15 protein-coding genes and 1 rRNA gene are annotated in these 11,552 nt (G+C 70.2%); 9 read left to right on the forward strand and 7 right to left on the reverse strand.

Going from position 1 to position 11,552, the window contains the following annotated elements; all coding sequences use genetic code 11:
• Positions 1-39 precede the first annotated feature (39 nt).
• A complete protein-coding gene (locus HPY23_RS21445; RefSeq protein WP_048429188.1) occupies positions 40-213 on the reverse strand; it encodes a DUF1328 domain-containing protein in 174 nt (57 codons plus the stop codon).
• Positions 214-360: 147 nt separating this feature from the next.
• Between HPY23_RS21445 and HPY23_RS21450 the strand changes: the two genes are divergently transcribed.
• The 3 genes from HPY23_RS21450 to HPY23_RS21460 are packed head-to-tail and all read left to right on the forward strand — an operon-like array spanning position 361 to position 1,909.
• Entirely contained in the window at positions 361-1,128 is a 768-nt protein-coding gene (locus tag HPY23_RS21450; protein WP_091891318.1) for a heme ABC transporter permease, read from the forward strand.
• Between the two features lie 14 nt (positions 1,129-1,142).
• Positions 1,143-1,313, forward strand: a complete 171-nt coding sequence (ccmD, locus tag HPY23_RS21455; RefSeq protein WP_091891362.1) for a heme exporter protein CcmD — start codon at positions 1,143-1,145, stop codon at positions 1,311-1,313.
• 20 nt (positions 1,314-1,333) lie between these two features.
• A complete protein-coding gene (locus tag HPY23_RS21460) occupies positions 1,334-1,909 on the forward strand; it encodes a DsbE family thiol:disulfide interchange protein (RefSeq protein ID WP_060849402.1) in 576 nt (191 codons plus the stop codon).
• 84 nt (positions 1,910-1,993) lie between these two features.
• On the opposite strand, the gene HPY23_RS21465 is transcribed toward HPY23_RS21460, so the two are convergent.
• Both HPY23_RS21465 and HPY23_RS21470 read right to left on the reverse strand, forming a co-directional pair.
• Positions 1,994-2,518 (reverse strand): CoA-binding protein, encoded by a 525-nt coding sequence (locus tag HPY23_RS21465; protein ID WP_060847473.1) that lies wholly within the window; start codon positions 2,516-2,518, stop codon positions 1,994-1,996.
• Positions 2,515-3,297 (reverse strand): enoyl-CoA hydratase, encoded by a 783-nt coding sequence (locus HPY23_RS21470; protein ID WP_091891315.1) that lies wholly within the window; start codon positions 3,295-3,297, stop codon positions 2,515-2,517. The genes HPY23_RS21465 and HPY23_RS21470 overlap by 4 nt, the downstream gene beginning before the upstream one ends.
• 157 nt (positions 3,298-3,454) lie before the next feature.
• Between HPY23_RS21470 and HPY23_RS21475 the strand changes: the two genes are divergently transcribed.
• The 3 genes from HPY23_RS21475 (at position 3,455) to rpsI (ending at position 5,008) form a co-directional block, all read left to right on the forward strand.
• Positions 3,455-3,871, forward strand: coding sequence for a PaaI family thioesterase (locus HPY23_RS21475; protein ID WP_091891312.1), 417 nt, complete (start codon positions 3,455-3,457; stop codon positions 3,869-3,871).
• Between the two features lie 185 nt (positions 3,872-4,056).
• Positions 4,057-4,518, forward strand: coding sequence for a 50S ribosomal protein L13 (gene rplM / locus HPY23_RS21480; protein ID WP_060847471.1), 462 nt, complete (start codon positions 4,057-4,059; stop codon positions 4,516-4,518).
• Position 4,519: 1 nt separating this feature from the next.
• Positions 4,520-5,008, forward strand: a complete 489-nt coding sequence (gene rpsI, locus HPY23_RS21485; RefSeq protein ID WP_060847470.1) for a 30S ribosomal protein S9 — start codon at positions 4,520-4,522, stop codon at positions 5,006-5,008.
• 83 nt (positions 5,009-5,091) lie between these two features.
• Here the strand turns inward: rpsI and HPY23_RS21490 are convergent, their stop codons facing one another.
• The gene (locus HPY23_RS21490; RefSeq protein ID WP_091891309.1) at positions 5,092-5,616 is read right to left on the reverse strand and encodes a DUF5872 domain-containing protein; all 525 of its coding nucleotides are present in this window, start codon (positions 5,614-5,616) and stop codon (positions 5,092-5,094) included.
• A 248-nt stretch (positions 5,617-5,864) separates the two neighbouring features.
• On the opposite strand from HPY23_RS21490, the gene argC reads away from it, so the two are divergent.
• Positions 5,865-6,806, forward strand: a complete 942-nt coding sequence (argC, locus tag HPY23_RS21495; protein WP_091891306.1) for an N-acetyl-gamma-glutamyl-phosphate reductase — start codon at positions 5,865-5,867, stop codon at positions 6,804-6,806.
• Between the two features lie 46 nt (positions 6,807-6,852).
• Here argC and HPY23_RS21500 read toward each other — a convergent pair whose 3' ends face one another.
• The 3 genes from HPY23_RS21500 to HPY23_RS21510 are packed head-to-tail and all read right to left on the reverse strand — an operon-like array spanning position 6,853 to position 9,609.
• A complete protein-coding gene (locus HPY23_RS21500; protein ID WP_091891303.1) occupies positions 6,853-7,557 on the reverse strand; it encodes a glutathione S-transferase N-terminal domain-containing protein in 705 nt (234 codons plus the stop codon).
• A gap of 54 nt (positions 7,558-7,611) precedes the next feature.
• Entirely contained in the window at positions 7,612-8,496 is an 885-nt protein-coding gene (locus tag HPY23_RS21505; RefSeq protein WP_091891300.1) for an NAD(P)-dependent oxidoreductase, read from the reverse strand.
• A gap of 27 nt (positions 8,497-8,523) precedes the next feature.
• Positions 8,524-9,609 carry an isocitrate/isopropylmalate dehydrogenase family protein gene (locus HPY23_RS21510; protein WP_091891297.1) on the reverse strand — a complete coding sequence of 362 codons (1,086 nt, stop codon included), beginning with the start codon at positions 9,607-9,609 and terminating at the stop codon, positions 8,524-8,526.
• Positions 9,610-9,762: 153 nt separating this feature from the next.
• Here HPY23_RS21510 and HPY23_RS21515 point away from each other — a divergent pair, with 153 nt between their 5' ends.
• Positions 9,763-10,911 (forward strand): epoxide hydrolase family protein, encoded by a 1,149-nt coding sequence (locus HPY23_RS21515; RefSeq protein ID WP_091891294.1) that lies wholly within the window; start codon positions 9,763-9,765, stop codon positions 10,909-10,911.
• Positions 10,912-11,364: 453 nt separating this feature from the next.
• Positions 11,365-11,552, forward strand: a 16S ribosomal RNA gene (locus tag HPY23_RS21520); the annotation flags it as partial.

The raw sequence follows: 11,552 nt of genomic DNA on the forward strand, positions 1-11,552 counted from the left end.
CCTCCCCCGGCGCCGCGCACCGGGGGAGCGCCGCCGCGGCTAGAACACCGCCTGGCCCATCAGCACCGCGGCGATCACGATCACCACCGCGATCACCAGGAAGAGCCCGAACAGTAACCGCGCGATGCCGCGGGCGCCCGACGCCACGTTGGTGAAGCCGAGGCCGCCGGCCACCAGCGAGATCACGAAGAAGATGATCGCCCATTTCAACATCGCGGCGGTACTCCGGTGCCTTGCGACAAGTCGCAGCGATAACCGCCACCGCCACGCTTCGTTCCGGCGCCCGTCCGGGCGCGCCGCGCCCGTCTGCGCCGTTCGTCCGCATTGCTCGGGGAGGCCCGCGCGGGCTACACCGCCACCATGGCGATGGGTTTCCTCACCCGGCTGGCGCAGCCCGGCCACTTCATGCGCTGGTCCGGGGCCCTGCTGCCCTGGGTGGCGGGTCTCGCGGTCGTGCTGCTGGCCGTCGGCCAGTACCTGACCTGGTTCGTCGCGCCGCCCGACTACCAGCAGGGCGAGACGGTGCGGATCATGTACATCCACGTCCCGGCGGCCTGGATGGCGGTGTTCTTCTACGGCGCCATGGCGGTCTCGGCGCTCGGCACCCTGATCTGGCGCCATCCCCTCGCCGACGTGGCCCAGCGCGCCGCCGCCCCGATCGGCGCCGCCTTCACGCTGATCTGCCTCGTCACCGGCTCGCTCTGGGGCAAGCCGATGTGGGGCACCTACTGGGTCTGGGACGCGCGCCTGACCTCGATGCTGGTGCTCTTCCTGATCTATTGCGGGCTGCTCGCCCTGTGGCGGACCATCGAGGACCCGAGCCGGGCCGCCCGGGCGGTCGCGATCCTGACCCTGGTCGGCGCGGTCAACCTGCCGATCATCAAGTTCTCGGTGAACTGGTGGTCGACCCTGCACCAGCCGGCCTCGATCCTGCGGATGGGCGGGCCGACCATCTACGCCTCGATGCTCTATCCCCTGCTCGTCATGATCGCCGCCGCCTCGGTGCTCGGCATCGCGCTCCACCTCCAGGCGATGCGCACCGAGATCCTGCGCCGGCGCGTGCGCACGCTCACGATTCTCGAGGCCGAGCGGCTCGACGCCGCCCTGATGGCGCCGCAGGCGGCCTGACCATGGATCTCGGCATGAATCTCGGCCCCCACGCCGCCTTCATCCTCGGCGCCTACGGCTTCACCGCCCTGGTGATCCTCGGCCTCGTCGCGCACGCGGTCCTCGACCGGCGGGCGCAGGAGCGGGCGCTCGCCCGCCTGGCGAAGGAGCCACTCAAACGGGACTCCGCGCGGGGCGCCCGGTGAGCGACGCCCCCCTGCACCCGATCGAGCCCGCCGACGAGGCGCCGCGCCGCTCCCGGCTGATCTTCCTGCTGCCGCTCCTCGCCTTCGCGGCGCTCGCCGGCATCTTCCTCGGCAAGCTGCTGACGAAGGGCTACGACCCCTCGGCCATCCCCTCGGCGCTGATCGGCCGGCCGGTGCCGGACTTCGCGCTGCCGCCGGTTCCCGGCCTGGCGGTGGACGGCGCCGCGGTGCCGGGCCTGACGGCGGCGGACCTGAAGGGCAAGGTGACGGTGCTCAACGTCTGGGCGTCCTGGTGCGCGCCCTGCCAGATCGAGCACCCGATGCTGATGCGGCTCTCCCGCGACGGGGTGAACCTCGTCGGCATCGACTACAAGGACCAGCCCGAGAACGGTCGCCGCTTCCTCGGCCGCCACGGCAACCCGTTCCGCGCCGTCGGTGCAGACGAGGCCGGCCGCGTCGGCATCGACCTCGGGGTCTACGGCGTGCCGGAGACCTTCGTGATCGGGCCCGACGGACGCATCCGCGAGAAGCTCGTCGGCATCCTGACGCCGGAGACCTACGACGCCTTCCTGGCGCGGGTGCGGGCGATGAAGTAGCGGGCGGGGCTCGCGAGCATCACAGGCCCTGAACGGCGTGGCGCTCGGGATGCGACCGCCAGCAGTGTCGAGACCCGGGCGGCGTCAGCGCTCCTCGATCGTCAGCTTCTGGAAGCCCTTCGCCGCGAGCTTCGGCCGCTTGGCGCTGAGGATGCGGGAGTTCACCCCGGTCCAGCCGATCTCGCCCGAGAGGCGCCCGTACTCGATCTTCGGGCAGCGGTTCATCACCACGGTGACGCCCCGCGCCTCGGCGCGGGCCGCTCCCGCATCGTTGCGCACGCCGAGCTGCATCCAGATGACCTGGGGCAGCGGGTCGAGGGCCAAAGCCTCGTCGACGAGGGGGCCGGCGGCCTCGGAATTGCGGAAGATCTCGACCATGTCGACCGGCTGGGCGAGGTCGGCGAGCCGCGCCACCACCGGCCGGCCCAGGATCTCGCCGCCGGCGAGCCCCGGATTGACCGGGATCACCTGGTAGCCGCGTTCCAGCAGGTACTTGGTGACGATCCAGCTCGGCCGGGCCGGGTTGGCGGAGGCGCCGACGAGCGCGATGCTGCGCACCCGCTGGAGGATCTTTCTCAGGGCCTCGTCGTCGTAGCGGTCGTGGCTCATCGGGCGGCCTTCCGGTCGAGGAAGGCCGCGATGCCGTCTTCCGCCGCGCGCGCCAGCATGTTCTCGGTCATCACCCGGCCGGCATGGGCGTAGGCCCGCGCCAGCGGCATCTCCAGCTGCTCGTAGAAGGCGCGCTTGCCGACCCGCACCGTGTAGGCGCTGCGCGCCGCGATCCCGGCGGCCAGGTCCTGCGCGGCGGACAGCGCCGTGCCGGCCGGCACCACCCGGTTGACGAGGCCGAGATCCTTGGCCTCCTCGGCTTCCGCCATCTCGGCGGTGAGCAGCATCGCCATCGCGGCCTTGCGCGACAGGTTGCGCGAGAGCGCCACCATCGGGGTCGAGCAGAACAGGCCGATCTGCACGCCGGGCGTGGCGAACCGCGCCTCGGTGCCCGCCACCGCGAGGTCGCAGGAGGCCACCAACTGGCAGCCGGCGGCGGTCGCGATGCCCTCGACCGCGGCGATCACCGGCTGCGGCAGGGCCGGAATCGCCATCATCACCGACGAGCAGAGGTCGAACAGCGCCGCGAACCGGGCCGCACCGCGATCGGCCTCGCCGCGATAGGCGGTCATCTCCTTGAGGTCGTGGCCGGCGCAGAAGGCGGAGCCCTCGGCCGCCAGCACCACGGCGCGAACGCTCCCGTCCGCGGCGAGCCGGGCGAATTCCTCCGACAGGGCGGTCAGCATCGCGTGGGACAGGGCGTTGCGGGCCCGTGGGCGGTTCAGCGTCAGGGTCGCGACGCCGTCGCGGTCGTCGCGGAGGATCAGAAGGTCTGACATATCGGCTCGGGTTCGCGGGCTCGGATCGGGGGCGACACGGATGGCCTATTGTCCGGTGCCGGGCGCCGTGCTGCAAGATCGTGCATAACGATAACCGGAAACGTCCCCGCGCATGCCTTCCGTTCCCGAGTTCCCCGCCCCGATCTCCCCCGCCCCGATGATGGACCGCGACGCGGTCTCGGCCTTCCTCGACGAGGCGTTTCCGCAGATCCATCACGGCGGACCCGGCCCGGTGGTCGAGAGCGTCGGGCCGATGACCGCGACGATGCGCCTGCCCTACCACGAGCGCCACCTGCGCCCGGGCGGCACGATCTCCGGCCCGGCGATGATGGGGCTCGCCGACGTGGCGCTCTACGTGGCGATCCTGGCCCAGATCGGTCCGGTGGCGCTCGCGGTCACCACCAACCTGTCGTTCAACTTCATGCGCAAGCCCGCGCAACGCGACCTCGTCGCCGAGGCGCGCCTGTTCAAGCTCGGGCGCTCCCTCGCCGTGGGCGAGGTGCTGATCCGCAGCCTCGATCGGGAGGAGCTGGTCTGCCACGCCACCGGCACCTACGCGATCCCGCCAAAATAGCGGTATCATGATACCTCTGTGGCGAAGCCCCTCGAAACGCTCGCATTTTTCCCGTTTCGGGTTTTTCGGTTCGCTTGACGCCGGCGCGTTCCTCGGTTACTGACCCGGCCATCGCCGCTGCGCGCTCGTCACTGACCGCGGCGGCGTCCTGTTTTTTTCGTCAAGACTTCCGGGACTTATCCGCGATGAAGACCTTTTCGCTGAAGCCCGCCGACGTCGACAAGAAGTGGGTGATCATCGACGCGGAGGGCCTCGTGGTCGGCCGCCTGGCGTCGATCATTGCGATGCGTCTGCGGGGCAAGCACAAGCCCCAGTACACGCCCCACGTCGATTGCGGCGATAACGTCATCGTCATCAATGCGGAGAAGGTGAAGTTCACCGGCCGCAAGTATAACCAGAAGGTGTACTACCACCACACTGGTTACGCCGGCGGCATCAAGGAGCGCTCGGCCAAGTTCATTCTCGAGGGCCGCTTCCCCGAGCGCGTCGTCGAGAAGGCCGTGGAGCGCATGCTGCCGCGCGGCCCGCTGTTCCGGCAGATCCTGGGCAACCTCCGGGTCTACAAGGGCAACGAGCATCCCCACACCGCCCAGCAGCCGGAGACGCTCGACGTCGCCGCTCTCAACCGCAAGAACGTGAGCGCGTAAGATGGCGACCCTTCAGTCCCTCGCCGACCTCGGCCAGGCCAACAAGGCCTCTCTCTCGCAGGGCGAGAACGAGGCCCCGGTCCACGTCCAGAAGCTGGACTCGCTCGGCCGCGCCTACGCCACCGGCAAGCGCAAGGACGCGATCGCCCGCGTCTGGATCAAGCCCGGCGCCGGCAAGATCACGGTGAACGACCGCCCGGTCGACACCTACTTCGCCCGCCCGGTGCTGCGCATGATCCTGCAGCAGCCGCTCCAGGTGGTGGACCGCGTCGACCAGTACGACATCGTCGTGACGGTGGCCGGCGGCGGCCTCTCCGGCCAGGCCGGCGCAGTGCGCCACGGCCTGTCCAAGGCCCTGACCTACTTCGAGCCCGAGCTGCGCTCGCCGCTCAAGCGCGAAGGCTTCCTGACCCGCGACCCGCGCGTCGTCGAGCGCAAGAAGTACGGCCGCAAGAAGGCTCGCCGCAGCTTCCAGTTCTCGAAGCGCTAAGGCGACCTCTTCGGTCACTGCAAAAAGGAGGGCGGGCCCGCGAGGGCCCGCCCTTTTTCTTTTTCGCCCCGTCCGGGATGGCCTCAGGCGTTCAACGCCTTCTCCAGCTCGCCCTTCGACATGGTGGAGCGGCCCGGGATGTTCTTCGCCCGCGCCTTCTGCATGAGCTCGGCCTTGGTCGGGCCGCCGTCCTGGCTTTTGGTCCCGTGCGAGGCCTTGCGCGCGGCGGCCGCCTTCTTCGCCACGTCCTTCGGCTGCTTCGAGTGCTGTTTGCCCTTGGCGCTGTCGGCGCGCTTCTTGGCGGTGGAGCGCTTGTACTCCTCGTCCGAGAGTTCCTCGCGGGCCTTCTTCGGCAGGTAGCGCTCGCCGGTCTTGCCGCTCTCCTTGCCCGACTTGGTGCCCCACTCCTCGTCGGTCCACTGCTTGAGGTGGTTGTCGGACGACTTCTTGCCCTCGTAGCCGCCGCCCTCCTCCTTGTATTCCTGCACGGCCATCTGGGCCTTGCGGGCCGACCACTGGCCGGGCTTGCCGCCCTTCGAGGAGCGGGTGACGTCCTTCTTCACCTTCTCCCACAGCTTCGGGTCGGACTTCTTGGCGGTGCCGGCCATGTTGGGCTCCTCTTGTCGTCTGCTTCGATCTGGCAGCACAACCGGGGCGGTGCGGGCCGGGTTCCTCTGGGGTGGAGGTGGACGGGCAGGTTCTCCTGTGGATGGCCGAACGACACGAGACCGTCGCGAATCATGCGGCATCGTCCTGCATCCCGATCGTCTTTGCCGATTGACTCGACGGTCCCTCGCCCGCAATCACCACCCGCGCCGTTCGGCATCGGCCGGTCCGCGCCACGGAGTTCTCGCCCATGACCCGCAAGCACAGCCCGAGCGTCTTCATCGACGGCGAGGCCGGCACGACCGGTCTCGGCATCCGCGAGCGCCTGGCGGCCTTCGACGACATCCAGCTGCGATCGATCCCGCACGAGAGCCGCAAAGACCCGGAAGCCAAGCGCGCGCTCCTGTCCGAGGTCGACCTCGTGGTGCTGTGCCTGCCCGACGACGCCTCGCGCGAGACGGCGGCGCTCGCCGATTCGCTTCCCGGCGGCGGCCCGCGGCTGCTGGACGCCAGCACCGCCTACCGGGTCGATCCGGCCTGGACCTACGGCTTCGCCGAGCTGGCGCCCGAGCAGGAAACCGCGATCCGGGCCTCGCGCCGCGTCTCCAACCCGGGCTGCTACCCGACCGGCGCCATCGCGCTGCTGCGCCCGCTGATCGATGCCGGCCTGGTTCCGGCCGATTTCCCCGTCAGCATCAACGCGGTATCGGGCTACAGCGGCGGCGGCCGCAAGATGATCGAGGCCTACGAGGCCGGCGAGGCTCCGGCCTTCCAGCTCTACGGCCTCGGCTTCGGCCACAAGCACCTGCCCGAGACCCAAAAATACAGCGGCCTGACCCGCCGGCCGATCTTCGTGCCGTCGGTGGGCAACTTCCGGCAGGGCATGCTGGTGTCGATCCCACTCCACCTCGACCTGCTGCCCGGCACGCCCCGCGTCGCCGACATCGAGGCGGCGCTGTCCGCCCGCTACCCCGGCGCCGGGCTCGTCAAGGTCGTGGCCGCGGCCGAGGACGGCGCCGACCGCGAGCGCATCGAGCCGGAAGCGCTCAACGACACCGACACGCTCGAGCTGCGCGTGTTCGGCTCCGATGCGCACCGCCAGGCGGTGCTGGTCGCGCGCCTCGACAACCTCGGCAAGGGCGCGTCCGGCGCCGCGGTGCAGAACCTGCGCCTGATGCTCGACCTCGACTAGGATCGAGGGCCGGAGGGCAACGAAGCCCTCCGGCTTTTCGCTGGGATCACCCCCGCGGCGGGATCTCCAGCCCCCGCTGCACCGCCGGGCGGGCGAGCCCCCGCTCCAGCCAGACCGGGACGGCCGCGAGCGCGTCGTACTCCACCAGCTCCCGCGCCTCGTAGAAGCCGATCAGGTTGCGCACCCAGCCGAGCATCGCGATGTCGGCGATGGTGTAATCCGCGCCCATGATCCAGTCGCGGCCGGTGAGCCGGGTCTCCAGCACCCCGAGCAGGCGCTTCGACTCGTCGCGGTAGCGGTGGAGCGGCCGCTTGTCCTCGATCTCCCGGCCGGCGAACTTGTGGAAGTAGCCGAGCTGGCCGAACATCGGCCCGACCGCCGCCATCTGGAAGAACAGCCACTGGGCGGTCTCGTAGCGCCCGGCCGGGTCGGCGGGAATCAGCCGTCCGGTCTTCTCGGCGAGGTAGAGCAGGATCGCACCCGATTCGAACAGCGCGAGCGGCTTACCCCCCGGCCCGTCCGGATCGATGATCGCCGGAATCTTGCCGTTCGGGTTGAGCGACAGAAATTCCGGGATCCAGGTCTCGTTCTTGCCGATCTGGACGGTGTGGGCCTCGTAGGGCAGGCCGAGCTCCTCCAGCGCGATCGACACCTTCACGCCGTTCGGGGTCGGGAAGGAGTAGAGCTGGATCCGGTCCGGGTGCCGGGCCGGCCAGCGGGTGGTGATCGGAAAGGCGGAGAGGTCGGGCATCGCGAGGAAGCTCCCTGGAGGTCCCGCGACGATACCCGACCCCGCCGGCCTGCGTCAGTCCTTGGCGGCGAAGTGCGCGGCGATCCGCGGCAGGTGGTCGGCCCCGTGCCCCGCCTCGGCGACGCGATCGAGATCGGCCAGCACCCCGGCGGCGACGGCCCGCTCGGCGCCCAGCCCCTCGGCCATCGCCACGTAGTAGCTCAGATCCTTGCGCGCATTGGCGATCGAGAACTGCATCGGCGAGGAATCGCCCGAGATGAGGAACGGCGACAGCCGGTCGAGGGCCGCGCCGTGGCCCCCGCCCTTCCTCAGCACCTCGACCAGCACCTCCGGGGCGATGCCGGCGCGTCCGGCGCAGGCCGCGGATTCGGCGAGCAGGGTGACGAAGCCGAGCGAGACGTAGTTGTGCAGAAGCTTCAGGGTGTGGCCGGCCCCGGCCTCCGCGCCGGCATGGAAGATGTTCTCGGCGAAGGCCGAGAGCAGCGGGTGCATCGCCTCGAACAGGTCCGGCTCGGCGCCGACCAGCAGGTTGAGGCGCCCCTCCGCCGCCTCCTTCGGCGTGCGGGTCATGGGTGCATCGAGAAAGCGCCCGCCGGCCTCGCGCACGGCGGCCGCGACCCGCGCCGTCGAGGCCGGCACGGCGGTCGAGCAATCGACCACCACCGTGCCGGGGCGCAAGGAAGCGAGCACGCCCCCGTCCCCGAGAAGAACGTCCTCGACCTGCGGCGTGCCGGTGACGCACAGGATGACGACCTCGCTCGCGCCCGCCAGCGCCGTCCGGTCCGGATGGCGCGTCGCCCCGAGGGCGTCGAGGTCGTCCGTCGGCTGGTTGCCCGGATGGTCGAGGTAGCCCAGCGGCCAGCCCTTGCGGGCGAGGTTGAGGGCGATGCCGTGCCCCATCAGCCCGACGCCGACGATTCCGACGCGCTGCTTGCTCATGACGAAGTCTCCGTGAGGGATAGGGGGTCAGACGAGGGCGCGACGCACGGCGTCGGTCACCTCGGTGCAGGTTGCGGCCCCGCCAAGGTCGCGCGGCACGGCCCGCCCTTCGGCGAGCACCGTGCCGACCGCCGCCTCGATCCGGTCGGCCGCGGAGGCGAGACCCGCATCGCCGTTCCGCTGGCCGAGCCAGCGCAGCATCATCACCCCCGACAGGATGGTGGCGATCGGGCTCGCGGCGTCCTGCCCGGCGATGTCGGGCGCCGAGCCGTGGGCGCCCTGGAACAGGGCGTGGCCGTCGCCGATCTCGCCCGAGGGCGAGATGCCCATCCCGCCGACGGTGGCGGCGCCCAGATCCGAGATGATGTCGCCGAACATGTTCTCGGCCACGATCACGTCGTAGCTGTCGGGCCGCTTGAGCATGTGGACGGTGATGGCGTCCGCGTACGCGTAATCGATGGCGATGTCGGGGTACCCCGCATGCACCTCGTCGCAGATCCGGCGGAAGAAGGCGTAGCTGCGCAGGATGTTGGCCTTGTCGCAGACGGTCACCCGCCGCTGCCCGTCCCGCGGGGCGCCGTTGCGCCCGGCGGCGAGATCGAAGGCGAAGCGCGCCACCCGCTCGGTGCCCTTGCGCGTCACCACCAGGCTGTCGGAGGCGATCTCGTCGCGCAGCACCACGCCGGCGCCGCGGCTGGCATAGAGCCCCTCGGTGTTCTCGCGCACGATGACGTAGTCGATGCCGCCGCCCTCGAAGGCGCGCAACGGCGAGAGCACGCCGGGCAAAAGCTTGATCGGCCGGACATTGGCGTAGAGGTCGAGGCGGAAGCGCAGGCGCAGGTGCAGGTCGTTGCCGACCTCCGTCCCGTCCGGATAGACCACGCCCGGCAGGCCGGCCGCCCCGTGCAGGATCGCGTCGGCGTCGCGGCAGGCCGCGAAGGTGTCGTCGGGCAGGACGTGCCCGCTCTTGGTATAGTGCCCGGCGCCGCCCTCCAGCATCTCGAAGGCGAGGGTGCCGGCGCCGCAGGCCTCCGTCAGCACCGCCATCGCCGCGCGCGTCACCTCGGGCCCGATGCCGTCGCCCTCGATGGTGGCGATGCGATACTGCGCCATCTCTCCGCTCCTCCCCGGCGATCCACGTTCGACGCGGACCCTTTGCGGGAGCGCCTACCATGGCGCCGCGGATCGCGACATCCGGTCCGATGCATGCGAGGGTCCACGGCAAGGGATCCCCGTCGAGGGATCCGCGCCAGGGAGGAGCCGCCGATGACGGGAGAGCCGTTCACCTACCACGTGCCCGAGGCCGCGCTCGACGACCTGCGCGAGCGCCTCGCCCGTACACGCCTGCCCGACCAGGCGCCCGAGGCGCCCTGGACCTACGGAACGGACGTGACCTACCTCGCCGACCTGATCGCCTACTGGCGCGACGGGTTCGACTGGCGCGGGGAGGAGGCCGCCCTCAACGCCTTCCCGCAGACCATCCAGCGCATTGGCGAGATCGACATCCACTGCCTGCACGTACCGGGGCAGGGGCCGAACCCGCGCCCGCTCCTCCTCTGCCACGGCTGGCCGGGCTCGGTGTTCGAGTTCCTCGACCTCATCCCGCGCCTGACCGACCCGGCCCGCTTCGGCGGCCGGCCGGAGGACGCCTTCACGGTGGTGGCGCCCTCGCTCCCCGGCTATGGCCTGTCGTTCCGCCCGGGCCAGCCGCGCCTCGGCGTCGAGGAGATCGCCGACCATTTTTCGGATTTGATGACGCGGCTGGGTCACGACCGCTTCATGGCGCAGGGGGGTGATTGGGGCGCCTTCATCACGACGCGGCTCGCCTGGCGCTACCCCGAACGGGTGGAGGGCCTACACCTCAACATGCTGCCCGTGCGCCGCGACCTCTCGGGCCGCGACGCGACGCCGGAGGAAGCCGCGCATTACGAGCGCGTCGGCGCCTGGCTGAAGGAGGAGACCGGCTACCAGTGGATCCAGGGCACCAAGCCCCAGACGCTGGCCTTCGCGCTCACCGATTCCCCGGCCGGCCTCGCCGCCTGGATCGTGGAAAAGTTCCGGTCCTGGTCGGATTGCGACGGCGCGATCGAGACGGCGATCCCGCGCGACCGGATGCTCGCCAACATCGCGCTCTACTGGTTCACCGGCGCCATCGGCTCGTCGTTCCATCCCTACTATTCCCGGATGCACCGGCCCTGGCTGGTCCCGGACGGCGAGCGGGTCCAGGTGCCGACCGCCTACGCGGCGTTCCCCAGGGAGATGGTCCGCCCGCCCCGCTCGCTCGCCGAGCGAACGATGTTCGCGGATCTCCGCCGCTGGACCGAGATGCCGCGCGGCGGCCACTTCGCCGCCCTCGAGCAGCCGGATCGCCTCGCCGAGGATATCCGCGCCTTTGCGGGCGCGCTGCCGCGATAGCGTGTGCCGCCCCGGCTTGCGGCTGGGCGCAGATCCACCGCAGGGGTCCGGCCGGAGCCTGGGCATAGTCCCCTCCCCGCTCGCCCTTCCGGGGTCCGGCCCCGTGTTGACAGGGGAGCCGGCTACCCTTAGACAGCCGCTCACCGACGGGGCGCCGACGAACTGGCCGCCCCGCCGAACCTCCCCAGAGACGAGCGAGCAAGGGCCAGGGCAACCCGGCGCTGCTTTTCGTTTCCGAGAAGGTCGAGATCCGGCTTCGACCGGATCGGCTCTTTGACAAGTTCATCTGAGAAAGAGAAGCGTGGACGGCGTCGTCCCTGCGGGTCGGTTCCTTCGGAACCGGTCGTGAGTAGGATGATGCTGGTTCGACGTTTCGGTGCTCACACGATTTGGCGGAAACGCCGATCGGTTGTGAGCCTCCGTTTATGTTGTGATCAGCTATGATCAGCTCTTCAACTTGAGAGTTTGATCCTGGCTCAGAGCGAACGCTGGCGGCAGGCTTAACACATGCAAGTCGAGCGGGCCCTTCGGGGTCAGCGGCAGACGGGTGAGTAACGCGTGGGAACGTGCCCTTCGGTTCGGAATAACTCAGGGAAACTTGAGCTAATACCGGATACGTGCGAGAGCAGAAAGGTTTATCT

This window comes from Methylobacterium ajmalii, assembly GCF_016613415.1.
Classification (GTDB): domain Bacteria; phylum Pseudomonadota; class Alphaproteobacteria; order Rhizobiales; family Beijerinckiaceae; genus Methylobacterium; species Methylobacterium ajmalii.

What these genes read in the sequence shown, in the direction of transcription:
- HPY23_RS21465 (WP_060847473.1), bottom strand. Translation starts at nt 2,518, where the DNA reads ATGAGCCACGACCGCTACGACGACGAGGCCCTGAGAAAGATCCTCCAG.
- HPY23_RS21470 (WP_091891315.1), bottom strand. Translation starts at nt 3,297, where the DNA reads ATGTCAGACCTTCTGATCCTCCGCGACGACCGCGACGGCGTCGCGACC.
- rplM (WP_060847471.1), top strand. Translation starts at nt 4,057, where the DNA reads ATGAAGACCTTTTCGCTGAAGCCCGCCGACGTCGACAAGAAGTGGGTG.
- HPY23_RS21475 (WP_091891312.1), top strand. Translation starts at nt 3,455, where the DNA reads ATGATGGACCGCGACGCGGTCTCGGCCTTCCTCGACGAGGCGTTTCCG.
- ccmD (WP_091891362.1), top strand. Translation starts at nt 1,143, where the DNA reads ATGAATCTCGGCCCCCACGCCGCCTTCATCCTCGGCGCCTACGGCTTC.
- HPY23_RS21490 (WP_091891309.1), bottom strand. Translation starts at nt 5,616, where the DNA reads ATGGCCGGCACCGCCAAGAAGTCCGACCCGAAGCTGTGGGAGAAGGTG.
- HPY23_RS21500 (WP_091891303.1), bottom strand. Translation starts at nt 7,557, where the DNA reads ATGCCCGACCTCTCCGCCTTTCCGATCACCACCCGCTGGCCGGCCCGG.
- argC (WP_091891306.1), top strand. Translation starts at nt 5,865, where the DNA reads ATGACCCGCAAGCACAGCCCGAGCGTCTTCATCGACGGCGAGGCCGGC.
- HPY23_RS21505 (WP_091891300.1), bottom strand. Translation starts at nt 8,496, where the DNA reads ATGAGCAAGCAGCGCGTCGGAATCGTCGGCGTCGGGCTGATGGGGCAC.
- rpsI (WP_060847470.1), top strand. Translation starts at nt 4,520, where the DNA reads ATGGCGACCCTTCAGTCCCTCGCCGACCTCGGCCAGGCCAACAAGGCC.
- HPY23_RS21445 (WP_048429188.1), bottom strand. Translation starts at nt 213, where the DNA reads ATGTTGAAATGGGCGATCATCTTCTTCGTGATCTCGCTGGTGGCCGGC.
- HPY23_RS21510 (WP_091891297.1), bottom strand. Translation starts at nt 9,609, where the DNA reads ATGGCGCAGTATCGCATCGCCACCATCGAGGGCGACGGCATCGGGCCC.
- HPY23_RS21515 (WP_091891294.1), top strand. Translation starts at nt 9,763, where the DNA reads ATGACGGGAGAGCCGTTCACCTACCACGTGCCCGAGGCCGCGCTCGAC.
- HPY23_RS21450 (WP_091891318.1), top strand. Translation starts at nt 361, where the DNA reads ATGGCGATGGGTTTCCTCACCCGGCTGGCGCAGCCCGGCCACTTCATG.